This window comes from Paenibacillus sp. P4_A7, from assembly GCF_056402455.1.
This window is the reverse complement of record NZ_JBFUHJ010000038.1, coordinates 1-25,732: the sequence shown is the minus strand read 5'-3', so window position 1 is coordinate 25,732 and position 25,732 is coordinate 1. Positions and strand designations below refer to the sequence as shown.

The window sequence follows — 25,732 nt, the reverse complement described above, 5'->3', positions numbered from 1 at the left end:
AAAAGCATATATAGGAATGAATGCTCACTATCCAATTTGTAATCTTTTTCCAGTTATTCTTATTGATTCATTAGCTTCTCATAAGCCTGCTGCGCTTCTTCCATCACCTTGTCGCCGCCCATCTTGTTCCATTCGGCCACAAAGTTATCGAAATAACTGACTGGTTTTTTGCCCGTTATGATGTCGAGATACGTTTGCATAGCCAGTTTATCCAACCTTTCCCTGTAATCATTAAATATCGRCTTATCGATTGGGCCGAGAATATCGTACTTGCCCTTGCCCATATTAATCAGATTGTTACGAACGGGAATCAACGATTTGTCTTTCGTATTGAAAGCGACCAATTCTGCGTTGAAGTCGTCGTTCCAGCCGCCGGGCATTGAGTAGGCACCGTCAAAGCCATATTTCCATCTTTCTTTCTGATCGTCGAACGGCGGGATAAATTCGTAGTCTCCATCAGCGGTCTTCTTAAATGTTTTCCCTTCCTCTCCGTATGTAATTGCGATTTTCGCATCGATCTCGAACGAAGTGAACTCGAATACCTGCAAATATTTGATCATTTTGTCGTGATCTTTTTCCAATTGTTTGCCGAACATGATGTCGACGCCGAACAGCGCGTTCCCCTGCACCATGCCGAGCTTTCCATCTGGCCCCTTGGGACCGGGTATAAGTGCAAAGCTGGCGTTCGGATTTTTCTTATGCAGCGCTGCATAAATATCGTTACAACAAAATACGCCATCCGGAGCGAGACCAAACCAATAATCCGAGACAGCCCCTGCCTTTTCCTGAACCATTTTATCCTGAACATTGCTTCTTTTATTTACAATAAACTCAGGATCTATCAGTTCGTTCTCATACCAACGGCTCAATACTGTCAAAGCTTCCTTCGCACCTGGTAATATTTCACCACGAACGATCTTGCCATTCTCTTCGGTGAATACTCCCGGATAAACGCCAAACGCTCCGAAAACATAATCGAATAGGCCGTTTGTGTCCGAAGCTGTTCCAGTAAGTCCGTACGTATCCTTCTTACCATTGCCGTCCGGATCGTCGTTCCGGAATTTCGTCAACGCAGCTTCCATTTCTTCGAGAGTTTCCGGTGTATTGGTCACTCCTACTTTCTTCAGCCAATCTTCCCGGAAGCCGACAACTTTCCCAGTAGGGCCTAAATCCCATAATCCTGGCAAACCGTAGATCTTCCCGTCTCTGCGTAAATACTTTAATGGATCGTCCCCCAATATTTTCGTGATGAAAGCTAAATATTTCGGGGCGTACTGTTCCAGATCTTCCAGCTTGATTTCCGCTACTACGTCCTGACTGATCAACATGTCATATTCCTGGAAACTCAAACCTTTCCACCAATCTGGAATATCGCCGGATGCAATCGCCAAATTCAGCTTTTCCTTTGAAGTGTCTGGCGAGGCTGTATAAAAATCGGCGTCAAAGTCGAATTTATTTTTGAGTACATTCATGTAATAGCCATCGATTTTCGTTTGTTCAGGATAAAACGACCAAAAGTGCAGCTTCGTCTTTTCGGCAGGCTTACCGGTTTTAGAAGCGTTTTTCGTTTGCTTCGATCCGTCTTTCCCTCCCGTATCGGTCTCCTTCGCACATCCAGCCAATATCGCGGTGAGCAAGACGAAACAGAGAAACAAGAATAACGCCATATTCTTCTTTTTCAATTCAGTCCTCTCCTTTTTTATAATCACTTTTGTAGAAACGGATAGACGATGAGCATCGAAAGAATGGAAAGTATGATGACGGTCGCTTGCAGCTGTTTTTGCTGAATGAATACGCATTCATTTAGTGAAATAATTGTAGCACGTGACAAAATGGGCATCATTATCAGTTATTTGATTTCCATATCATTTTCTTGTCCGGTTCATCGCCCGCCATGCAAAGACTGCACCTACTGCCTCGTATGAACCGGAATTGAAATGCTCATCGTCGTTCCGTGCCCTGGATCGCTTTGCACAGATAATCCGTAGCCAGTACCGAAATGCAGCCTGATCCGCTCGTTGACATTTCGGAGCCCGTAGCCAGATGTCTGCATCTTCCTGACTTTGTACAATACATCCAATTCCATCCCCGGCCCGTTATCCATAATGGCAAATTCAACCGTCCCTTCTCCCATGCTTACAGAAACGGTTAACCTGCCCTCTCCTTTCTCTTTTAGGTTAAGTCCGTGTATGATCGCATTTTCCGCCAGCGGCTGCAATAGCATTTTGACGGTATCGTATTGGAAGACCGCTTCATCAATATCGTACATGACGTCGAAGCTGTTGTCGTTCGTATTCAGCATGATGTCCAAATACGATTTCACATTCTCCACTTCATGGCGGATTGARATGAAGTCATCTCCTTTGTTTAGGGCCGTTCGGTAAAATTTTGACAACGCGGTCACGATGCGGCTGATTTCGTAAGATTTCGTTTGCAGCGCCTTCCAGTTGATCGCAGAAAGCGTATTGTACAGAAAATGTGGATTCATCTGCGCCTGCAGAGCGATCAGTTCCTTGTGCCGAACCTCGTGGAGCAGCTCGTTGATGCGGAGAAGCATATTGCCGAACCGTTTGGTAAGTTCGCCGATTTCATCATGGGACGTGCTATAGACGTCTATTTCGAGCTCGCCTTTTTCCACTCTTTTCATCCACGAGTTAAGCCTATAGATGCGACGGAYCATACCATTCGCGAAAATAGAAATTATTACTATAAGGATGACAATACAAATGCCGATCACAATAAAGGTGGCATACAGGATCGGAGCAGCGTTACCCGACACCTGACCAACTGGCACAAAGCAATAGAGCGTCCACATCGATTTGGCGATGTCCTGCTCGAAAACCATCATTTCCTTACCGTTTATCATGGAGACGCCTCCCGCTACATCAGCATTAGACGTATGTGACGAATTTACGTCCTCGCTTATGCTTGAAAAGACGATGCTTCCATCCCGGCTTTTGATGATAATTGGGTAATCCAGCAGCAGCTTGGCCGCTTCCTCGACGATTTTGGCTGTTTCCAATCGCATGTAAAGAAGATGGCTGCCTGACTCGAACGTTTCTGGAAATTTGCTCACAAGGACAACCTCTGTCCCGGAATCATTTCCCGAACGATCGACGTGCCATTGGACGCCGAATTTGGCTACCGCTTCCTTATACCAGCTTTCTTCAAGCACGGTGGTGGACGACCGCAAATAATCTCCATATTCCGGAATGTCCCTTTCCGTAAAAAGGGTCAGCCTAGTAATCCCCTGATTCATAGTCAGAAGCATACTGAAATACGGATCCAGAATATCTTTCAATTGTGTGGATAGTTCCGATAGATTCGCTAGACCTTCGTTTTGGGGAGAGAGAATCCCTTGAATCGCCCGGTTTCCGATGACCAGATAGACCAGATTATTAAAATGTTCAATTCTGTAGCCAATGCTGTCGGCTGCCGTTTCAATATTTTTCTCGACCCCTTGCATCGCCTGAACATTCAGCAGTCGCATGGACTGCACATAGGAGTAGATACCAAGCACCAGAATGGGTATAATGATGACGATCAAATATGACAACAACAGCTTTTGCTTGAATTTCAGCCTATCGAAAACCCAGCTCATCCTTCTCTTCACAATCTTTTTAAAACCTCACTCTCTGTATACGCTTGCAATAAATCCTTACATACTACGCTTCTATTTGACAGCACCTTCCAGCACGGACTTACAATGTTGACACAACTCTCTCATGCTCCTCCCTGTATTGGGATGGYGTCCTGCCATAATGATTCTTAAACAAGGAGGAAAAGTAAGCAAAATTGTGATACCCGACCTCGCGGCAAATATCTGTTATTTTTTTGTTCGATTCTAGGAGCAGCTGATCCGCCTTTTCCAGTCTGACGGACGTAATATGTTTGATAATGCTTTTGCCCGTTTGCTTTTTGAACAAGCGGCTTAAGTATGCAGGACTTAAATAGACGGATTGCGCAAGACTTTCAAGCGAAATGTCGCTGCCGTAGTCCTGCTCGATCATGTGAACGACATCATCGATAACCTTGCGCAGCGAATCCGACGAGCTTCCGCTGCCTCCGTTATATGCAACCATGATTGGAATGATGGCACTCTGTAGCTCGTTTAATGTCGTCGCATTGTAGATTCTGTCCAAGCCGATCGTAAAATCGCTTACATGCTGCAGCACAGGAGGGCCGATCGCGATTTTGAGCATCTCCATAAACACATATTTCACATAGCTTTCGGAATAGTACGCGTGGCTTCGAACGGATTCGATAAGCGCATACAGCTTCTTCTGGTCGTTTTCCCCGATTCGTTGACTCTGCATATAACTCATCGATTCGTTCAGCACGTTAGCCGCGTATTCGGCCCCTTCGGTATCGCCGCCGTGCACGCTTCCAGTATAGAAGACCGCTCCCCCGTCCATGAAAAACTGGTTGGCCAATATCGCTTCCATATCGGCGTATTCCTTCTGAATGTGCTGGAGACGCTCGATCAGCTTGCTGAACACAAGGCAAAAGTCGACCCCTTTTTCTTCCTTTAAACGTTCGATCCATGCTCGTCCCGCTAGAAGCAGTTCCTCTTCCGTTTCCTCCTCCCAGCCTTCATAGAACAGAAGACTTTGCCGCTCGTTCAAGTGAAGAATGTCGACTTTACGGTTGATTACCGCCTCGATGCTTTGCCCGATGTCAAAGTCCGAACGGTCAAACAAACGGGTGCTCGCATCAAGCAAAGCCATCCGCATATACCGGCAGCCGTTAAAATCGAAGACGGTATCACTATCCTGTTCTCCATCCTGATATAGACTTTTTCCGTATATGATGTCATACAACAGTTTTTCCTTCTCGAACCGGAGCCCTTTTCCGTATACCTCAAGCATTTTATTCTGGTTTTCCTGCACCTGCCTATCCTCTTCACATAATCGAATCACCTTGGAAACGACACGCATAAACTCACCGATCTCGACCGGCTTCAATATGTATTGGATGGCATCCAGGTCGATCGCTTTTTGCGCATATTCGAATTCACCGAACGCACTCATGAAAATGATCTTCACGCCCGGATAACTCTCCCTTACTTTCTCAGCAAGCTGCAGCCCGTCCATAGCCCTCATCTTGATATCTGTTAGCAAAATGTCAATAGGATGGCTTTCGAGGTATGCTATTGCCGACTCCCCGCTGTCTGATTCGGCGATGTTCATTTTCCATTCGAACTGATCGATTAGGAATTTGGCTCCTTCCCTTTCTAACCGGTTATCGTCTACGATTAGCATGTTGAACATGTCACTTTCCCTCCATGACAAGCATTTGTTCTACCTCCGGCCTCACTCCCAGGATCAAAGGTTTCCTTGAACATAGTTTGACTTTCAGCTCTCATCTTGCCTCTTATCTCTCATTTCTTATACACTATTAGATACCAGTTGGTCAAACAGCAAAAAATCGTTCTTACAGAAGCAAGAACGATTCTCCAGAGACCTAAGGATAAACAATAGGATTAAGGGGACTTGCGGCAACATCGCCCCGTTTAACTCCTGGAAACCAGCTTGCTAAGTCGCCTTCTCCTCTATCCGTTTCAGTAATAGTCAGCCCATCCGCAAAATAGATAATGGTCATCACCTCTCGCATGCGTTCCGTTGGATTTCCTGGTGCGCAATGGAGGGTCCATCCAGCGTGAAAAGTAGCGTCTCCGGCTGCCATTGCACCATAGTTTACCTGCTCTATATCATTACCCTCAACGTATTCCTTGAAGGTGCGGTGCGATTCACCGAAATCCCCTGTTTCGAGATATAGCCATTGCGATGGGTAGCGGAAGCAAAGGTCATAGAACCAACTTCCTCCGAAACTGGAACAAGCGGCATCCATAGCGTTATTGTTTTGTCGGTGTCCAATGGCCAAAAGTTTTGGTCCTGATGCCATGGTGTATGTCCGCCTCCGGGCTCTTTGAATAAGGCTTGATCATGATAAATTCTTACCGATGGAACTCCCATCAGATCAGCGGCTACTTTTGCAAAACGTCGCGCCATAACAAATTTTTGGGCGGACTCACTCATTCTCCATAGGTTTTCGATCTGAATAAAGGCTTTGCCATACGTATCCCGTTCATGCATCGGTTTTGTTTGGTAGTTTTGTTCTTTTACTATCTCACTTAATACCTCGCGATATATGGAAACTTCATCATGTTTCGCTAATGCTCTCACCATTGTATGTCCATCGCGCTGGTAGTCCAGAATTTGCTCTTCGGCAAGATCATACGCCTCGTTCAAATTAGGAAGGTTGTTTATTATGCTCATTTAGAATTCTCTCCTTGTTCACCGATTTTACATTATATTGTTAATCTCAAGAGATTTTGTAAAATCTTTTTTTGTGTAATGATCATTTTAGTTGTATAAAATGACTGAATACAAGGGTGGCTATCATGAATCTGTTTTCATTTACCCACTATCCTCTTCCACATATTCGACTGCCAAAATCCTTAGTCAACCTAGGTATACATACTATTATTTAACAACTCCGTGGGGATCAATAACAAATTTCCGGGAAACCCCACGATCAAATTTCTGATATGCTTTTGGAGCATCATTCAATGAAATAAGTGTGGTATTCACGGCTTTAGCTATTTGCGCACGTCCGCTCATGATCGCCATCATCAATTCTCTGTTGTATTTCATAACTGGTGTTTGGCCTGTCACAAAAGTGTGGGATTTGGCCCAACCGAGACCAAAACGGATTTTCAATGTTCCAATTTTCGAGTCTTCATCCACAGCGCCCGGATCACCCGTGACATAAAGTCCTGGAATTCCTAAACTGCCGCCTGCACGAGTGACTTCCATGATGGAATTCACTACAGTTGCCGGAGCTTCGCCATGCCCATTCCCATGTCCATGCGCTTCGAAACCAACGCAGTCGATCGCTGAATCCACTTCAGGCGAGCCCAAAATTTGATCAATTTGTCCAGCTAAATCGCCATTCTCACGCAAATTAACCGTCTCACAGCCAAAGCTTTTCACTTGTGCAAGACGATCTGCATTTAAATCACCTACGATCATATCAACATTTCCCTATCCATTTCAGTTTATTTTTTGTTTGATAACCAATGATTGCGGTTTCAATTGTCTATGACCGCAGGATGAAAGAATTCAAGCGTAAACGGCTGTCGCCGTCCTTGGTGGCAAAGCAAAGTTTCGCGGTGAATGATAAGCCTATTATAAGTGTGTAACGTATAAATACTTATAATTTAAAATAAAACAGTACAAAACAAGCGCAAGTAACTGTCTCACTTGAGCTTGTTTTAACTTCCAATATTAGTACAACGGATACTTCTGGCGAAGATCCTCCCGATGGAGTACGTTGGAATCCTCGCGAATGTAGTGGCAGACGTACGAACGACGCCAGCGGTCCTTACTCCGATTTTTGTTGGAGGAATGAATGAGCAACTCACTGAAGAAGAGGATATCTCCCTTTTCCATAAGGACCGGAATCTGCTGGCTAATATCTATGCCCTCCGTTTCCTCCGTATGGGATTCATGCTCTTGCAAGTCTTTGACCGCACCGTGCGGTAACAGTCCAAGCTTGTGAGTGCCTGGTATGACCCATAGACAACCGTTCTCCACATCGACCGAGTCCTCCATAGCTGTCCATGCGGCGATCATTGTCATTGGATCATTCTTGATATAGTAATAGTCCTGATGTGCAGCTTGACCATGCGATCCTGGTTCTTTATAGAAATACATGCTCTGCACGCACACAGCTTCTTTCCCCATCAATTGGGCCAGAGCACCGCGTACGATCGCATGCTTCATTAGCTGGCGGGAGAAGCTGTCATGCTTGTGAGGATTAAAGAGCCTTACGGAATATCTCTTTTCCTTCGCACATTCTGCCCAGTCTGGCATCGGTTCTTGGTTTCGAATATCGTAAATATGTCCGTTAAAGGCATCTATAAGATCATCTGTCATACCTTTCTTAAATAGGAAATACCCCTGTTCTCTAAAAAACTCAAGTTGTTCCTCTGTTAGAGGTGTTAAAGGTTGATTTTTTGCAGAAGTCTCATTCATTCTTTAATTCTCCTCTGTCATTAATGATTTGTGAAGTAACTAAAGAATACATGGAATAGGATCGTTCAACAATGGCTGCAATTTGCATTATTGTATCTGTAATTGATATTTAACGGACAATCGTATACAATCCGGACAAGGGGGAATACACATGTCACAGATTCCATTAGACTTCAATTTCGAATCCGTCCTATACGCTGGAGCCGGTTCTATCGTCTACCCTCCGGAAGGTCGGTTCGGCCCACGCATTCAGCCGGACATCCAGCTTGTCATGCTCTATACGGGAGAACTAAACCTTACTATCGATGGGAGACAAGTACAATTATTACCCGGCCAGCTGATCCTACTAAAGCCCGGTCATGAAGAAAACTTCGTCTTCTCCAAAACCGAAGAAACATGGCACCGATGGATAGCCATCCATCCGACCCACTTATCCGACGCAATGCGAGAAGCGTTATATAGCTTACCCGAGTGTCTTGTCCTAACAGAGGAAATGAATCGGCTAATTAACCTTATGCTCAGCCTTCAACGCCACGTCCCCTCTGAAGATCCTGCCCTTCGAAGCTTAGGTCTTGCCGCCTTACATATGTACCCTAAAGAATTAGAAAGAGTGCTTCTCCAGAAGGAAAAGCACCCTGCCGTATATGCCGCTGTCACTTGGATTCATGAACATTATTCCGAAGAAATTACACTTGAAAGGCTGGCCGAACAGGTTGGACTTTCGGGCGAACATCTCCTCCGGCTATTTAAGAAGAACATCCAGTCGACTCCCATTCATTATCTATGGGAATATCGTGTCAAACGTGCCATAGAACTGTTAACCAACACCGGGCTAACCATATCAGAAATCTCCCAGCGCTGCGGATTCAAAACCTCTCATCACTTAGCGAGACTGATGAAGCAGTCAAACGGAAGAACCGCAACAGAACTTCGGCAAATGTCCTGGAGCGGTCTTCGTAAGTGAAAGGGAGTATCCTTATTTATTCAAATGCCGCAAATCGAATATCTTTTCTGCTGATTGCCACACAGATTCGAAACAAATCCCTGTTTTCTCGTGCCATTCCTTTTCCGCCTGCTCATCGATCACGCGGTCAGCAATTGCCCCAGACAGATCGACTTCCGTTAACATGACCAGCAGATCATCGATGAGAAAAATTTGCAGATCGGTAAATCCCGCTTCGGTGATATGCTTGACGTTTTGCTCGGGTATATGGTCATGCAAATGACGATACTCATCGATCTGGTCCCGGTGCAGCCTAGCAACTCGGACTTCCCTGTTCATTCTCACGCTCATAACCCCCTCACTTCTCCCGACCGCGAATCAGCGTAACGGCATCTTTCGGATCGCCCCAAGGAGTTTCATAGGTTGGTCGGTTGACGTATCGATTCATGGCCATATGCAGGCGAATTCCCGCGCCAGGAGAAAGCTTAACAAGAAACCATTTGCTGCCCACGTGCACGGATTCCTGCCTATGCTCGTCTTCACTCAGCACAGTGACGGTTTCAAACTGATGTTCACCGAACGTTCCTGCCTGAATGATGACCTGCTTTTCTGCAAACAAATCGATGTTAACTAGACTCAAGGTTACGGAGCCCGCATCCAGCGCTTCAACAAGCGCTGCTACGCTTCCTGGCAAACCCGGTCTTTCGGCATGGGCGTCATAGTAGCGCACGCGACCGTGTTGCAGACCGCCATGCGAAGTGTGCATAGGCGTGCCTAGCGTCAATTGCAGCAGTCCTTCAAAGTAAACTGGGCACATTTCCTGCCATTTGTGGATGCTCGATAACGCACCAAGGCTGAATCCGTCAGATATCCAGTTTGCCGGGTTTCCTTCTTCTGAGCGCATTTTCTGCAATTGCCGCGACACTAATTTGAAATTCGCAGCAAGAATCTGCTCCGGATAATCTGGATTTTTCCCGCGCATATAATCGAACCATTGTACGGTGTTGCCGTTATAATGCTTCGTATTCTTGCCCGTTATCGGACTCGTACCGGAATATTCAGGTACATCAATGTCTATGTCATACTGTTGCTTGTCGATCCGATCTGCACGAGTTGCGTCCTCCTCGGCCATTGATACCGTCCACAAGTGAATCGGATACAGCGGATTCGGCAGTTTATAAGCCGTCCAGCCACTATCGAAATGCTTGGTTGGTGTCACCCAACGTCCGTTTTCCTCCCGGCCAAGCGCCCAATTCTGATCAAGCTGCTCGCGCGCTAAYTGCAATTGGTTCAAGTCACCGCTCAGAAGCACTGCGTTCATCGAAGCATTGACAATAGGCTCGATAATCGTCAGGAAACCATGCGGCCAGCGCCATCCATAATAGCCACCCCACCATTTGCCATCATTGTACTCTCCAATTTCTCCAGAAAGACCAATGTTATCGGGTATAATTCCACCGTTCTCGGCAGCCCGTTCCTTCCACGATTGTACGTAATCAACAACCCAATCCTTTAGCTTTTTGTCGCCACTGTACATATAAGCATGAGAGATCAGTCCCGTTGCGTTCAGATTGAGCGGCACATCACCCTTCGCCATTCGTTCGTTCATCAGGCGAATGATATCTTCATACACCTTGTCATCCGACCAAGCGCATTTGCCGCTAGCAAAATCCACACCTGGAATATCTTCATAAGGTGCCAAATAGTCGTCAAGAATTCCACGGTGTGTAGACCAGTCTTCTTCGGACATTTCGTGACGAGGCCCCTTGCTCCCCGTAATTGGGGAACGGATTAATTTTTTCTCCGAATCGTAGTTTTGTGCTTCTGGATCATTGCCTGTATACAGATTGGCAAAACGCTGAGCGCGCTGTACACTTTTCGAATCGAAAGGGTCTGCTAGTCCAAGGAAGTAAAAGAACAAATAGCCTTCTCCATGATGCATCCAATCATAATAGGCGTCGAAGTCACGGTAAATTTGTCCGTATTCCGTCCACTGCCACGTAATACCTTCCCATATGTGAAGTGCCGTCTCACGCAGTTCTTCATCACCGCCGAGCGCATACAACAAGGCAAGATACATAAATCCTTCATAAGGATCATCCGATCCATCCATCCCTGGCCAATCACTACGCCAAATGAGTGTACCATCTGGACGGACATACTTCTTCACAAACTCCTTAGCTGCTTGGTTCAGCGTATCGAACAGTTGACGTTGCATCAGCGCCCACTGAGGTGGGGTCCACGATTCCTTCGCGGTAACTGACTCCATTAGCTGTTACCTYCTTTTTTTAATTCATTGATATAGTCAGCCATCACAATCACTTGGCCTTCCAGACGTGATTTTTCGGCTGCGAAAGCAATGAGATGACTTTTCACAGAAGCATCTGCATTTGTAAGCCCTTCTTCTTTGCCATCACTTCGTACAAGTCGGACAAAATCCTGCATGATACCTGTATCTCCGCCCCCATGTCCTGCTAGGTCTGTATTCAGATTGATTGATTCTGTCTGTCTCGTAATAAAGCTCGTTACTTCAATAATATTTTTCTCCATATCAGCTCTTATTTGACCTAGCGTACCCATCAACTTCACCGATCGCCCGCCTTCATAAGTAAAGGCACTCATCGTAAACGAAACCGTCACTTCATTTGCGAATTCCATATTCACAACCTGGTGATCGACCACATTGTTGTCGCAATGGTACACGCATCTGCCATAAGGCCCGTCCTTCAACTCTTTAAGCACACCTTCGTTACTCGTATCATTGCTGACAACAGAGCGAAGCACTTCACCTACCCAGTCATCTCGTTCAATATACATTCTGGGTGCATAATAGGGACAAGTGTCCTGTACGGGACATCCGTCCAAACAATGCATAGGTGCACCTTCTGGCGCACTTTCTTTGCGGAAATGGGTTAATGAACCAAAGGATGAAACTTTCGTGCAATCCGCATCAACAAGCCACTGCAAAATATCCATATCATGACAGCTCTTGGCGAGAATCATTGGGCTCGATGTTTCTGAATCTCTCCAATTTCCTCTTACAAAGCTATGTGCTTGATGACGATGCTCGACATTTTCTGTATGTTGAATCGAAATAAGATTGCCAATTTTGCCATCCTTAATGATCTGTTTGATCGTAGCAAAAAAGTCCGTATATCGAAGCACATGGCCAATCGAAAACACACGATTATACTTCTTGGCGTATTCCCCCATAATGATACATTCTCGCGGATCGGGCGACATTGGCTTTTCCATAAGCACATGGTACCCTTGCTCCAATGCTTTCAGCGCAGGCTCGAAATGCATTTTATCCTGTGTACAAATAAGTATCGCATCGGATAGCCTAGGTCCTGCAAGCAGATCCTCCCAGCTTGAGTAACAGTGTTCATCCGAAACCCCATGCGCTTGTTGGAATTGCGTTCTTCGTTCGGAATCGATATCCGCAACGGCAACAAATTGAATGTCTTCTGGATGCTGCAGTGCGTACGGTGCATAAGCACCCATTCCCCTTTGTCCGGCTCCGATTAATGCTGCAGTAATTTTCTTCATGATAGGCTGCTCCTTTATTGCTTTATTATAATGATATGGATTAGTTAAATAGCTTTTGCTTATCGAATAGACGGTACAATTGCTGTTTATCTTCTTCGTTAAAACTGACCCCATCGCAATAGGATAGGTTTTTCCTCAAGGAGTTCAAAGACGAGGTCCCCATCAAAGTCACATGAATATCTGGATTACTTAAGCTAAAGCGCATAGCGGGCTCTATCAATCCTTTAGGCTCTGATTTTCGTAAGAACTTTATCAAATCCAATCTCCGCCCAACATCTACCTGATTTTCCTCTTCCAAAAAGTGCGCTGGCGCATCCGCGAGAACGCCCATACCCAGTACACTTCCGTTCATTACGCCGATACCCATTTCTTTCGCCAGCGGCAGCACTTCGTCTTTGGCCGTATGGTCAATAAGCATATACCGGRCATAAAATTGGATACTATCGAATAATCCGGTTTTCATGTATTGCTGCAACAGCGGAAGGTTGCGCGTCGTCACGCCGAGGTAGCGAATTTTACCGTCTTGCTTGAGCTTTTGAAGCGCCGGAATAGTCTCCTCAATGATCATATCCCAAGGCTGATATTCCACATCATGAATTTGCAGTAAATCAATCCAATCCGTTTGTAACCGTTGCAAGCTATCTTCTACAGATTGAATCGTGCTTGCATAATCGTATTGGCGATCAGAACGAACGGCCTTCGAAGCTAAAATAACTTGGTTCCGTCGTCCCCCAGCCAACGCCTTTCCGATTCTACGCTCCGATTCTCCGTCTCCGTAAATAGGCGCCGTATCGATTAAATTAACTTCCGCATCCAATGCTTCATGAATTAATCGCTGTACTTCCACCTCGTCCGTCTGACCATATACGCCTCCGAGAGGCGCACCACCTAAGCCCAGCTTGGAAACCTTGAGCCCCATATTACCGAACGTCGTAAATTGCATGTCGTCATCTCCCTCTTGCTTTTATTATTCTAGCTCGGCGAAATCCTGTAGGGTAACTACCTGATCTTCCGTCCCGTGCAGTTCGAAGATAATGAGTTCATTCTCGCCCTCAACTAAAAGCGGAGCTGGAATGTACAATGTTTTTTGCGGGCCTTTTTCCCAATAACGTCCGAGATTAAATCCATTAACGTAAGCAACACCTTTTGTCCAGCCTTCCAACTTCAAAAATGTATCGCCCATTTCTTCTACCAGAAAGTTCCCTTTATAAAAAGTAGGCGTAAATGATGCGTTGTTTGGCTCTTCCTTAAATGTAAGCTCTGCTAAATCGTTTAATGGGAGCGTATGAATGGTCCAGCCATACAGAAATTGCAGCCCAAGACGAACACCTTCCGTTATTCCTTTCGCATCCTTTAATTTAAATCCGTAATTGATTCGTCCCTGATTTTCTACGAGGATACTTAATGTCGCACCGCTCGCTGGGATATCCAGAACGATATCGCCATCCACTATATTGGGTGATACATCATGCGTATTGCGATCAATTGTGCCTTGATAAACCCCGTCCACAAAAACGAGCGCCCGATCTCTTACTTCTTGAATGGCTAATTTCATTTGGGATAAAGGTCCCTTAACACGTGTGGTGTACATAATAAAACCGTAATCCTGCCCGAATCTTTCCATCGACTCCGGATAAGGGCTTTGAATTGGTGTAGTCAACTGAGAGAGCGAGTCAAACAAACGCGCTTGCCCACTCAAGCGAACTTCTCCAAAGTTCCGCTTAGCAACAGCCGGAGGCAATGCAATCTCCTCTACTTCGGCATACTTCGCAATCACTTCACGAACTGCCTTATACTTGTCCGTAATGTCTCCAGATTCATTCAACAAAGCGTCATAATCATAGCTCGTCACCGTTGGCTCGTATTTCCCCAGATCGTTCGCACCATTATAAAAACCGAAATTCGTCCCGCCATGGAACATATAAAAGTTAACGGATCCGCCGGCTTTCAGTATTTCATCCAGAGCGCTCGCTGCATCCTCAGGCGCTCGAACATGATGCTTTTTATCCCAATGATCAAACCAACCATTCCAAAATTCCATGCAAACAAGCGGCTTATTCGGTTGATATTCCAGCAGCTTCTCGAACGCCTCGTCCGCCCGCGATCCAAAGTTGACCGTAGCCAGAACATCTGGAAGCAGCGTCCCTCCTTGCAGATTGCTGTCTGTATAACCATCCGATGTGAATAATAGAACGTCTACTCCGTGTTTAATTATGGACTTTTTCAAATGTTCCATGTATTGGCTATCGTTACCGTAGCTTCCGTACTCATTCTCGATTTGCATCGCAATAATCGGTCCGCCATTTGTACATAAATACGGTAAAAATTTAGGAATTAATACATCGTAATACGAATCGATTTTTGCCAAATAGGTAGGATGGCTGCAGCGCAAGCGCATATGATCTTCTTTTAGAAGCCATGCAGGCAATCCTCCGAATTCCCATTCCGCACAAATATAAGGGCTCGGTCGCACAATTACGTACAAGCCCTGCTCATCCGCGAGCTGAATGAATCGAATGATATCCGCCATATACTCGAAGTTAAATTGCCCTTCAACAGGTTCATGAAAATTCCAAGGAACGTAAACTTCCACCGTATTCAAACCGCAAGCTTTCAACTTTATTAAGCGGTCCTCCCAATATTCAGGTACGACGCGAAAGTAATGGATAGCTCCAGATAAAATACGAATTGGTTTGCCGTTATAGACGAATTGGTTTCCTTCAGTTGTAAATGTAGACATCTGTTAATCTCCTTTTAACTCGGTTTTTAAAATATTAATAAGGTATCATAGCTTCAAAAAGTGAGGTTTTTCAACAACTTTTTTGTCATTTTTCTCTGATTTTTAACACAAAAGTGCCCAAACAAACCAAACACATCGGATCAACTGATAGGATGTGTTTGGTTTGGCCATACCTCTCATCTATTTGTAATTCAACATTCCCAAAATCATGATAACAGCTTCCGCTCTCGTTGCATTCTCATTCGGTGCGAAGCGGTTGTTCCCCCGTGTAGTTTACGGACCACAAAAAAAAGGGAAGGCACTGAGCCTCCCCCCATTCGTCGTTAACCTAGTATCAATCTAGCAATCTCTGCCAGATCAACAATGTCGATTTTTTTGTCACCGTTCATATCCGCTTTTTCATACATAGCCCAGTCCGTATCAGTATAAGTCTTTCCATAACCAGCTGCGATGAGAGCGAGATCACCGATGCTGAATTTACCGTCTCCATTCAGGTCGCCAGCTGCCGCTACCTTCACGGAAGCTTTAAATGCTTGCAACGCTGCCTGTAATTGAGCGATCGCTTGATTCACTTGTTGCTGCGTAGCTCCGCTTTGAACCGCTACTGCTTTGGCGCTATCAATTGCCGCTTGCAATATCGCTTTCGTACCTACTGGATACTGACCGATTCCAGCTCCTTCTACCGCTGCATCATGCGATTCTTGCGCACTTGTAATAAGCGCTTGCAATGCCKCTTTATCGACTGCGATAATTTGAATCGTGTACGCGGAACCATTATTCACCGTTGTTTCGATTCCATTTGCACCCGCAACAGCTAGGTCGGTTAAGAATATCGAGCTCGTTACGTTTTGACCGGTCTCTTTGGCCTTGAAGTTCAGTTTCAACACAGGAGCCGTGTGCTTGATTGCGCTTCCGGACCCTGCACTTGCCATCAGAATGCGAACCTCACCTTCTCCTTCTTTCTGTCCAACAATCGAAAATCCACTTTGCAAGGCTTCGACGGAAAGCAATTCTACTTGGGCCCMGTCATAATGGATCGTTTGATCCAGTGCATAAACGCTTTCTTCAACATTGCTTAGGATGTAAGTCAACGTAAAGCTGGCTCCGGCGTCAATATGATCGGGTCCCGACAATATCGCATTCAGAGATGCCTGGGCCGCATTGACGTTGATACTAATGCTTGTTGTCAAAGCTATTTCATCTGGATTGGCTACCCCTGCAGGCAAGGTAACTGTTCCATTTACCGTAAAGGTCTGTTCCGTCGTCAACAACGGATCGTAGCTTGAAGCTTCGACATCCCATGTAACAGTAGCATTTACGCTTTCTGCATCCGTTTCCAGTGCTACTGTAGAAGGCAACCCAAGAGCTGCGACAGTCTTCGCTGTGCMGTTGGCTATTCCTGTGATTGCTGTAGGTGTCGTAATAGCCACCAACGTCATGTCTAGATCCGTTGATAACGGAATATCGGTTGTGCCAAGCAAGTTCCCTTTTTGGTCATAAAGCTGAACGGTCATAAGATTTCCGCTTAAAGGCGTTAAAACATTTACCGTTTGAGTCCCCGCTGTGACCACATAGCTCTTGCCATTCACTAATACGTACATGCCAACGGCTGCACCAGGATTGTTTAGGTTTGTACCCTCAACATCAACACTCAGATCGATGTTTGTTCCGTTGTACACTGCGCCAGTGGTTGTTGCATTAAAGCTGGACACCTGATAGAAATTTGCTGTTACGGTATTATCATAGAACGATGTGGCAAATTCAGTTGATGCGCTGTTCGTATCCGCAAACACTCCGCCATTGGATGTAGTCCAATTAAGGAAGTATGACCCCTCAGCCGGAGTTGCGGAAATTCGCATTGCCGTACCCGAAAGATATTTACCCGCAGTTCCTTGGGTTACAACACCGTTGCCAGACGTTGAGTAACTAAGCATCGGTGTGCCGCTCGGAATGTCTATTTTGAGTATATTGCTTAACTTACCTTCCGAATCCTTCTCTTGAATGTAGACTGTGTATGGAACATACGGCGCAAGATTCGGGATACTTATTGTGTTATCGCCTTCAATAACCACTACTCCGGTTCCTGATGTGTCAATCTTTGGTTGCGTGGCAGCACTGTACACCACTGAATAGTAATAAGTGCCGGCTTGAGTAGCAGTGAACGTCACGGTTGCGGTACCCGTAGGCCCGTTCGTTCCATCGCTGACACTGTTCGAAGGAGTTACACTCTTTGCTGAGATCTTAAATGAATCCATAATCGGCGATGCCGACATTGCAATGACATTTAGGATTGCGGCGGGTGTTGTATGGATTGCTGGCGCAAGCGAGCCTTTTGTGTTCGTGATCATGCTGCGATATTGTGTACCATTGTCCGCAACTGTTACCGGTGAAGCCGTTGTATACGTACTGCTTGTCGCGTCAGTTACGTTGCTCCATGTTGTAGCATTATCGGTCGAAACCTGCCACTGATAGGTAAGTGTTCCCCCATCAGAAGCGTATGCCATTGTACCGAAAGATACGGGTTGAGCATCGATTACAGTCTGTGATCGCGGATTTACAATCACAATTGGAGTAGCAGCTGTAGGATTCGTGATTGTGTAGACATAAGATGAAACAGTAGAAAAATTCCCTTTGCTATTCACTTCAACCACTTTCAATGTCAAACTTTTATTGATGGTGATAGGCCCCGTACGCAGCGTTCCGTTAGTTGTTGGGTCAGAGTCATCCAGCGTATAGTAAACACTGTTGCCAGAAGTGCCGGGTGTTACATTCACTGTTACTGGGTTTGCGTATGTCCCCGCGACTTTATCTACCGCAGGCGAAGTCACTGATGAAGTATTGTTCGTAACGCTAATGTTGTTAATGAGGAATTCATTGTCAATGCCGCCAAATCCAACACCTCCAAAAGCGTTTATAGGATTTGACACCTGCGCCACCTGCATGTCGTTAACGTAGAAAGTGATCGACGTGGTGCTGACGACAGCTTTGTAAGAATTCCAGTTGTTCATATCGAACCCGGACGGCATTTGAATGTTGCTCACAAGCGTTTTATCTGCCGGTGAACCACCTCGCTGATAGATAACCCATGAACCGTTGGTTAGATTATTGTAAACATATCTAAGCTCGTAACGACTTATACTTCCGCCGTTATTAGCGCTTGCAAAGACTGAAAGGGGAGCGAAGTTTGCGTATACCGCCAAAGCTGGATAAGATCCCCAATCCTTAAATTTGATATTCGCGGTGGCTGTGTAATTCGTCCACGACGCCTCGCCTAATTTGGTGTAGACAATGGTATCAGGTGTCTTAACATGCATGGCCTTGCCACTTGTATAGTTCGGGTCTGTTGTGTCTGAAACAAGATTGTAAACAGGTGAAAGGGTCTGGTTGCCGATTCTATTGTTTGACCAGCCAGTTGGCGCCGAGGTACTGCCTACCGTGTACCCGCTTAAGTCTTCCGAATAAAGAGGGGCCGTAATGCTAGGCGTGAGCGTCGGTACCAGCTTGGCCCTGGCCATCTGCAACAAAGCAGTAGCATTTATTACATCAGATTCAGTTGCATTGGCATCTCTGAGCACTGAATTGGCACTAGCTATTGCAGTAATAAAAGCATACCAACTTGCAGTTGTATAGTTTCCTTGCGAAACAGACTTTGCATTGGTTATGGCATCTTTGAGTGGTTGCTTATTAACCCCCGCTAGGGTCGGTTCAGCCGTTGTTCCACTTATCGTGTAGCTATATCCAACTGTCCCGCTGTATACCCCAGCACTATTCACTTCTACAAATTTGAGTATAGAACTGGTATTAATGTTAATCGGTTTTCCGGTATATAGAGTTCCGAAAATTGCCGGATCAGAACCATCTGTAGTGTAATATACAGAATCGTTTGCATGTGCTGATGTAATGGTTACGCTTTGCGGATTGTCATACGTACCGGATGCCATGTTCGCCTGTGGAGGATCCACGGGATTCTGCACAAGGCTAATGTCTGCAACATCAAACGTAGCATTATATCCGCCAAGACCAAAGCCACCAAAAGCATTGCTAGGGTTGGATACTTGGGCAACCTGAGTGCCATTGACGTAGTATGTGATGTAACCATTTCCGGCTACAATTTTGTAGGTGTTCCAGTCATTCATGTCAAATCCGTCAGGCATTTCGATATTGGTTACCAAATTGTTGTCGGTAGGATTGCCGCCTCTTTGGTAAATACCCCATTTCCCATTCGAGAGATTCGGATAGTTATATCTCAGCTCAAAACGAGAAACATTACCTCTATCATTGCTGCTGACATAAACGGATGGGCCAAAGCTTGCGTAAGTGCCGTTCGTGTTGCCCGACCATGACACAAATTTAGCTTGCATTGTCAAAGTATAATTTGTCAGTGATGAATCGCCAAGACCATAGAATACAACATTGTCCGGCTCCGTGATACGCATGGCCTTGCCCATTGTTGCATCTTCCACGATTTTATAAGAAGCCTTGGCATTCGAAGTACCATCTCTGCTGTCTCCCCAACCGCTCGGTCTGTCCGTGCTGCCAATCGCGTAATGACTGAAATCCTCAGAATAAATTCCAGTGGAAACTGCAGTCGGTGAAATGTTTGCAAGTGGTAGAACTGGCGGAGCGTCCTGGCCACCATAGATATATAAATCGCTGAAATTAGTCGAACTGCCCACCGATTTTCCATCTGGCCAGCTTGTTCCCCAGTCGCCCATACCAAGGTATGTAAATGCAGTAGCGACACCGTCTGCTTCGTTGAAACTTGCAACCTGCTGATAATCAATAGAAATCTTCACATCGGTTCCGGAGGAATAGTCCATCGTAAGGGTACGCCAACCAAAATCACGACGCACATTTGTTACAATCGATTGATCGCCTTTTTGGATTGTATAGTAATCATACGATACATTACCGTTGGCACCAACTCCCAGAATGTTATTGCCGTCATCGACCCGCAAGTACGTATGTGCCAAATTAGGGTCATTAGGAGAGGTTGTCGGCGGGTCTCCAAAGAAATAGTCTTTATGTCTGTCAAAAAACTTGACTGTTACAACCTTATTGAGTGGTTCAGCAAAAGGACGGCTAACGACAACACCACTACGATTAGTTGGAGTAAAGATCGGAAGCGATCTGTTACCAAGCCGTGGGTCGTTCGGACTTGCCAGCACGCCCATAGACATATCCACACTTCCTTTTTCTATCATCCACTTTGTTGCATCGAAAGTGGACTCGTTAAATGTATCCGAAAAGTATACATTCGAAGGAGTTGTTTGTGGGTAGGTCGGTTGATTGGCTCCGAGCAATTCCGTCGGGAATGAAGAAGTTAATCCAATTAGATTGTATTGCATTTTTGACGAATCAAACGACTTTACGCTGGATATGTCGTCAATATTGTTGGTTACATTTTGGAAAATGTACATATCGCCATAGCTGCCGGGACGAATAGCCAATGAGTGACTCTGCGTGTTTACGGCTTGAATATTAGAAAATACAAAACCGGTTGCACCCATAGCAGTATCCAACCCGCCGACCGAGTTTTTCTCATGCACGGACGCTGCGGTACCRATATTGCCGATGAGAACTTGATCCATGTAGTTATAACGGTCAACTGATAGATCAAGTTCTGAGAGGTTAGTAGTTAGATGGTTAACATCAGCTGATCCGTGCTGTGTTCCAGCAGAATACCAATTTCCGCCACCGGAGGTTAACCATGACATAAACAGGGCGCTATCTTCGCCGGCATCTTGGTGAGTGTGGTGCAAGTAGAGGTATGAGAAATGATTGCCGACGGTATAGTTATCTCTTACATTATCGAAATTCGGGTTTGCACCTTGCCCGCCGCGAGGATAACCGCCAAGAATAAGCATCCCGCGTTTTGGAGAATTATAAATCTCCAAATGGCTGAATGTGCTTTGACCAGTATTCATAACGGTAAGACCAACCCCATGTCCTACAAGCTGACCAACGTCATGGATAAGAACATTGTTGACCGTATTGTGATTGGAATATTTGCCGACGCCGGGATATCCGCCGTCGATGGAAATACCACCGTTACCCGTGTATTCAACCGTGGTATTTACAATCGTGTCGTACTGATTGTCACCAAGCATAAAGATGCCATAATTGCCGGCATTTTTAATAATGCTGTTTTTAATGGTTATGTTGTTAGTGCCTTTCATCGTGATACTGCCGACCTGGAAAGCCGGACGCTCGGCGGATTCGGCATATGCGGGCAAAGTTACGCCCTTTTCCAATGCTACAGGTGGGAATACCCCAAAGCCACCCATATCACCATAGTTATAGGTATAGCTGTAATAATCGCTAAATTCTGTGTCCTTTACAGCAAGACCATCTAAAACAATATTATGAACTTGTAGTGCAGGATTCGGTTTATCACCAGCGTTTGCTTTAGGAGTACCTTGCATATTGATGATTGTTTGCATGGTTGGAGTGACAACTGTTTTATTCGTCATCGTACCATCGGTCGGATAGTAGTAGAGTATGCCTTCTTTTTTGTCATAATAGTATTCTCCCGGTGTATCAAGGAACGAGAGGTTACCTTGCAGAAAATATCTTGAACCATTGCTTACTGGGTACTTTACGTAATATTGGTACTTGTGATAGAAATCTGAATTAGTTGCTTGTGGCTGGTTAAGTGAAATTGTGGAGGAACCAATGTCTATACTTGCGACAGGTTCCGTATCGGTAAACCAGTCCCATGAACCGGCAACGCCGCCGGTACCGCCATCCCAAGCAAACACTTGAGCGACTTCCTTCCCGTTATTCTGCGCGAGTTGCAATCCGTTGATCTGCTCAGCAGTTAAATCACTTTTATTGATTTGAATATTTTTGCCATTGGAACTTCCAGCTACGCGGCTATAGGTATCCTTGGCTTGGGGGAATCCCGCCTGAGGAATTAGGTTAGGCGTTCTTGCCATCGTTACCCGTGAATCATCGACATACAATGTATTAAAAGTCGATGAATTCAGTCCGCTGAATGTTGTGGGATAGTTCGCAGTGTCCAGTTGAACCTTCCACACCTTACCCGCCATACCGGACAGCATACCGTAGTTGTCAACGTCGCTTTGGCCAGCTTGTTCCCAGCCGTTCGGATCAACGGGTACACCGCCGATTAGTTTTGCAGCGCCGATTCCATCGGAACTTTTCCAAATGACATTGTAACCGTTTGTACCAGAATCCTGTGTTTTGAAATTAAGAGTATCTGGCATGTAATAGTCGCCTAGTGCGATGCTAACGATTATATCCCCTGTCATGTTTTGATTGATTTGCCGCACTGCTTGTTGCGCCTTTTGTAAAGTAGCAAACGGACTGGCCTGTGATCCGTCACCTGAGGTGTCGTTACCGGTTGATGCAACATAAATAGTTGCCATTACATTGCTTTGTGCTTGAACGTTTATTTCGTTAGCACTTACTTTTGTATTGGCGAATGCAATTGTTGAAATTACCAATGCAATAGCTAATGCAATAGCTGTAGTTTTTTTCACAAATTTTTTCATTGGATTCACATATCTCCTTCTTTTATCGTTTCATGTCCCCATACGAATTTGTTGATCCATCCCCCTATAAAAATAGGAGGATGGCTTATTAGGTGTGATTTGATGCGATACCTACAATGGATAATTCGTTAGCCCAATATCAATCTAGCAATAGCTTCCAGATCAAGAATGTCTATTAGTTACTCCAGAAGCCTGTGCAGCATTGCTCCCCCAACTTAACAAGGTCGCTGATAGCATACGAATCATAACTAGAACAGTTAGTTGCTTTTTAAACATTGGTCTTCCTCAATCCTTATTTGACTACATTAAAACCGCAATTAATGCGCTTTCATAATTCTTTATTGTTTTCTCCTCCTTCATAAAGAACAACTTTTACTTGCTTACTATGAAATAAGTTTACTTTGCAATAGTCTCACCAACAATGGCTGGAATTTGTTTATTGTGTCTGTAATTGAGCGTTATGTATTTATTGTCGCTGATTCATTTTCCAGTGCCGATTACGAATATCTGTGGGTGTATGATTTGTCCCTTTCTTAATCATGCGTGCAAAATGATAGGAAGTTTTGAAGCCGCATTGATAGGCCACTTCTGTGATAGTCAACCCGGTATGGACTAATAAATCCACGCCTTGTTTGACACGATACTGCCATAAATAATGCATTGGAGTCATTTTCATATGCCTGTTAAACAATCTAATTAAATGCTCCACTGTAACATTCGCGGCTTTTGAGAGATCAGATAGATTAATGGCGTCGCTATATTGTCTTTGAACGAAATTTTTGGCCAAGAAAATCGCAGGGTGTTCATCTTGACCCTCCTCATATTTGCATACTTCAGCTGCATACAAATAAAAGGCAGTTAGACCAAGCGACCGAAGGAGCATTTCATTTTCCCGTGTGGACTTATGTTTAAGAGGTATCATCTGATCAACCAGACGGTTCATTTCTTCAGATACTGGAATAGAAAAAGGCAATTGCTTAAAAGCATTTTCAAACTCCGTCGAACCTTGCTCCATTTCTATCGTTATCCATCGATGCCAAGTTTCTTTCTCTCTAGCAAATTCGAATTTCTCACGATGACCAGGTTTCAGAAGTACAATATGGCCAGGTTGAACAATGTGCAATACTTCATCTATCCATATACGAAGGGATCCCGAATCTAATATGAAAAGCTGCCAATCCTGCTGAATCCGCGGTCCGAATTGACTGCCTGATGTATATACAATAGTGCCTGGAGACGCTTTCAAAATACGAAAAGTAGAAAACCCGGATTCAATTTCATTTTTCATATGTTTTATTACTCCTTCCAGCAAGGTTTAACACCATTATTTCAGCAATAATATTCAAAAAAAAGCACCTGGAGGCTCCATTAAGTCTGCTGGGTGCGTCAATCATTTGCAGCGAAATCATTTGTCTGAAATAAATATTTAAGACTGCCCAAAGCATTAGCTTCAGGCAGCATTAGCTCATTCGTTATTTCCCATATTGCAACATTCCCAAAATCATGATCACCGCTTCCGCTCTCGTTGCATTCTCATTCGGTGCGAAGAGGTTATTCCCTCGTCCCTTAATGAGACCTGCTTCAAACGCCGCGGCTATAGAGGGTCTTGCCCATGCAGCAATTTTGTTCGCATCGGCAAAAGATAACTTCGCATTCGGATCGACCTTGATTCCCAAAGCACGAACGATCATTACCGTCATTTCAGCGCGGGTTATGTTACGATCCGGACGGAAAGTGTTATCGTCATAGCCTTTCAAGATTCCTGCCGCTATCGTTCGTGAGATGGAAGGTCTAGCCCATGCCGGAATCTTATTCAGATCGGCGAAAGGTAGATCTCTTTCTTGACCTTCCAGTTTCAACGCACGACTCAACATGACCGCAAATTCGCTGCGTGTTGTTTGCGCATTCGGCCTAAATGTACCATCTGTATAGCCCGCAATGAATCCAAGCTTAATCGCTTCTTGAATAGACGTTTTCGCCCAGTGACCAGAAACGTCGGTTAATCCATTGGAAGCAGAACCGCCATCAGTCGGCTGCTCGCCCTTGCCGCTTTTCACAACAGCATTCACGTTGGCACGGCTTGAAACTACCGTAGACTCTAATTCTGAATTCACAAGCTTCAAACTTGAAAGTGCAATTTGGGCYGAATCCAAAGCAATCGCCTTAAAGGTTAATGTAGCAAGGGTCGCATTTCCGTTCTTACCTGCTGTTTTTCCTATTTGTGTATGCGCTAACTGGATCGTATTACCTTTCAAAATCGGCGCTACCGTGAATCCTTTATTGCCGCTGTCTGAGCTCACAAACTGCAGTCGTTTCGAATCGTAGGTTAAATTAATCTCATAGGCGTACAAATCAGTAAGATCTGTTCCATTCACTTTGACTTGAAAGGTTTGGTTCACCGTCGGGCTGGCATTTGTGATTGAAAGCGAAAAGGCAGGCGCTTTCTCTGCAAACGCAGCTTTCGGATGTAAGCATGAAACGTATAGTAACAAAGCTAAGCTACACAAAAGAAATTTACGGACCATTGATTGATTCATCCTTTCGAGAATAAAGATAAGGGGAAGGCATTGCACATTCCCCCAAATTCATAGTTAACCCAGTATCAAACTAGCAACAGCTGCCAGATCAAGAATGTCTATTCTTCCGTCCTTGATCACATCCGCTTTTTCATACAAAGCCCAGTCCGAATCAGTAGAAGTCTTTCCATAGCTAGCTGCGATAAGACCAAGATCACCAATGCTGAATTTACCGTCTCCATTCAAGTCGCCAGCTGCCGCTACATTCACTGAAGCTGTAAAGGCTTGTAACGCTGCCTGCAACTCAGCAATCGCTTGATTCACTTGTTGCTGCGTAGCTCCGCTTTGAACAACTACTGCTTTGGCGCTATCAATTACCGCTTGCAATATCGCTTTCTTACCTACTGGATACTGACCGATTCCAGCTC

16 protein-coding genes and 2 pseudogenes are annotated in these 25,732 nt (G+C 45.1%); 1 reads left to right on the top strand and 17 read right to left on the bottom strand.

Annotation, left to right across the window (positions count from 1 at the left end):
• Nucleotides 1-59: 59 nt before the first annotated feature.
• The 7 genes and pseudogenes from AC1DWN_RS08455 to AC1DWN_RS08425 all read right to left on the bottom strand — a co-directional run bounded on the left by AC1DWN_RS08455 (nucleotide 60) and on the right by AC1DWN_RS08425 (nucleotide 8,039).
• Entirely contained in the window at nucleotides 60-1,682 is a 1,623-nt protein-coding gene (locus AC1DWN_RS08455) for a type 2 periplasmic-binding domain-containing protein (RefSeq protein WP_477558457.1), read from the bottom strand.
• A gap of 227 nt (nucleotides 1,683-1,909) precedes the next feature.
• Complete coding sequence (locus tag AC1DWN_RS08450; RefSeq protein WP_477558456.1) at nucleotides 1,910-3,613, bottom strand: sensor histidine kinase; 1,704 nt, start codon at nucleotides 3,611-3,613, stop codon at nucleotides 1,910-1,912.
• An 88-nt stretch (nucleotides 3,614-3,701) separates the two neighbouring features.
• Nucleotides 3,702-5,270 (bottom strand): response regulator transcription factor, encoded by a 1,569-nt coding sequence (locus AC1DWN_RS08445; RefSeq protein WP_477558455.1) that lies wholly within the window; start codon nucleotides 5,268-5,270, stop codon nucleotides 3,702-3,704.
• A 193-nt stretch (nucleotides 5,271-5,463) separates the two neighbouring features.
• Nucleotides 5,464-5,685 (bottom strand): hypothetical protein, encoded by a 222-nt coding sequence (locus AC1DWN_RS08440; RefSeq protein WP_477558454.1) that lies wholly within the window; start codon nucleotides 5,683-5,685, stop codon nucleotides 5,464-5,466.
• 20 nt (nucleotides 5,686-5,705) lie between these two features.
• On the bottom strand, nucleotides 5,706-6,278 hold the full coding sequence (locus tag AC1DWN_RS08435) for a phytanoyl-CoA dioxygenase family protein (RefSeq protein WP_477558453.1): 573 nt from the start codon (nucleotides 6,276-6,278) through the stop codon (nucleotides 5,706-5,708).
• 207 nt (nucleotides 6,279-6,485) lie between these two features.
• Nucleotides 6,486-7,046: pseudogene (locus AC1DWN_RS08430) on the bottom strand (MDR/zinc-dependent alcohol dehydrogenase-like family protein); the annotation flags it as partial.
• A 243-nt stretch (nucleotides 7,047-7,289) separates the two neighbouring features.
• Entirely contained in the window at nucleotides 7,290-8,039 is a 750-nt protein-coding gene (locus tag AC1DWN_RS08425) for a phytanoyl-CoA dioxygenase family protein (protein WP_477558452.1), read from the bottom strand.
• Between the two features lie 151 nt (nucleotides 8,040-8,190).
• Between AC1DWN_RS08425 and AC1DWN_RS08420 the strand changes: the two genes are divergently transcribed.
• The gene (locus tag AC1DWN_RS08420) at nucleotides 8,191-9,003 is read left to right on the top strand and encodes an AraC family transcriptional regulator (protein WP_477558451.1); all 813 of its coding nucleotides are present in this window, start codon (nucleotides 8,191-8,193) and stop codon (nucleotides 9,001-9,003) included.
• Between the two features lie 12 nt (nucleotides 9,004-9,015).
• Here AC1DWN_RS08420 and AC1DWN_RS08415 read toward each other — a convergent pair whose 3' ends face one another.
• The 10 genes and pseudogenes from AC1DWN_RS08415 to AC1DWN_RS08370 form a co-directional block, all read right to left on the bottom strand.
• Nucleotides 9,016-9,321: an L-rhamnose mutarotase gene (locus tag AC1DWN_RS08415; RefSeq protein ID WP_477558461.1), complete on the bottom strand. Its 306-nt coding sequence runs from the start codon at nucleotides 9,319-9,321 to the stop codon at nucleotides 9,016-9,018.
• Nucleotides 9,322-9,340: 19 nt separating this feature from the next.
• Nucleotides 9,341-11,251: a DUF8034 domain-containing protein gene (locus AC1DWN_RS08410; protein ID WP_477558450.1), complete on the bottom strand. Its 1,911-nt coding sequence runs from the start codon at nucleotides 11,249-11,251 to the stop codon at nucleotides 9,341-9,343.
• Complete coding sequence (locus AC1DWN_RS08405; RefSeq protein WP_477558449.1) at nucleotides 11,251-12,531, bottom strand: Gfo/Idh/MocA family protein; 1,281 nt, start codon at nucleotides 12,529-12,531, stop codon at nucleotides 11,251-11,253. Before AC1DWN_RS08405 ends, AC1DWN_RS08410 begins: the two co-directional genes overlap by 1 nt.
• A gap of 40 nt (nucleotides 12,532-12,571) precedes the next feature.
• Nucleotides 12,572-13,474, bottom strand: a complete 903-nt coding sequence (locus AC1DWN_RS08400) for an aldo/keto reductase (RefSeq protein ID WP_477558448.1) — start codon at nucleotides 13,472-13,474, stop codon at nucleotides 12,572-12,574.
• Nucleotides 13,475-13,498: 24 nt separating this feature from the next.
• Nucleotides 13,499-15,271: a glycoside hydrolase family 35 protein gene (locus AC1DWN_RS08395; protein WP_477558447.1), complete on the bottom strand. Its 1,773-nt coding sequence runs from the start codon at nucleotides 15,269-15,271 to the stop codon at nucleotides 13,499-13,501.
• 180 nt (nucleotides 15,272-15,451) lie between these two features.
• Nucleotides 15,452-15,538 (bottom strand): annotated as a pseudogene (locus AC1DWN_RS08390) (S-layer homology domain-containing protein); the annotation flags it as partial.
• A 56-nt stretch (nucleotides 15,539-15,594) separates the two neighbouring features.
• Complete coding sequence (locus tag AC1DWN_RS08385; RefSeq protein ID WP_477558446.1) at nucleotides 15,595-22,788, bottom strand: chitobiase/beta-hexosaminidase C-terminal domain-containing protein; 7,194 nt, start codon at nucleotides 22,786-22,788, stop codon at nucleotides 15,595-15,597.
• Between the two features lie 466 nt (nucleotides 22,789-23,254).
• Nucleotides 23,255-24,076, bottom strand: a complete 822-nt coding sequence (locus AC1DWN_RS08380) for a helix-turn-helix domain-containing protein (RefSeq protein WP_477558445.1) — start codon at nucleotides 24,074-24,076, stop codon at nucleotides 23,255-23,257.
• Between the two features lie 184 nt (nucleotides 24,077-24,260).
• Nucleotides 24,261-25,313, bottom strand: a complete 1,053-nt coding sequence (locus tag AC1DWN_RS08375; protein ID WP_477558444.1) for an S-layer homology domain-containing protein — start codon at nucleotides 25,311-25,313, stop codon at nucleotides 24,261-24,263.
• Nucleotides 25,314-25,379: 66 nt separating this feature from the next.
• Nucleotides 25,380-25,732 (bottom strand): dockerin type I domain-containing protein (locus AC1DWN_RS08370; RefSeq protein ID WP_477558443.1); only part of this gene is annotated, 353 nt, incomplete at its 5' end.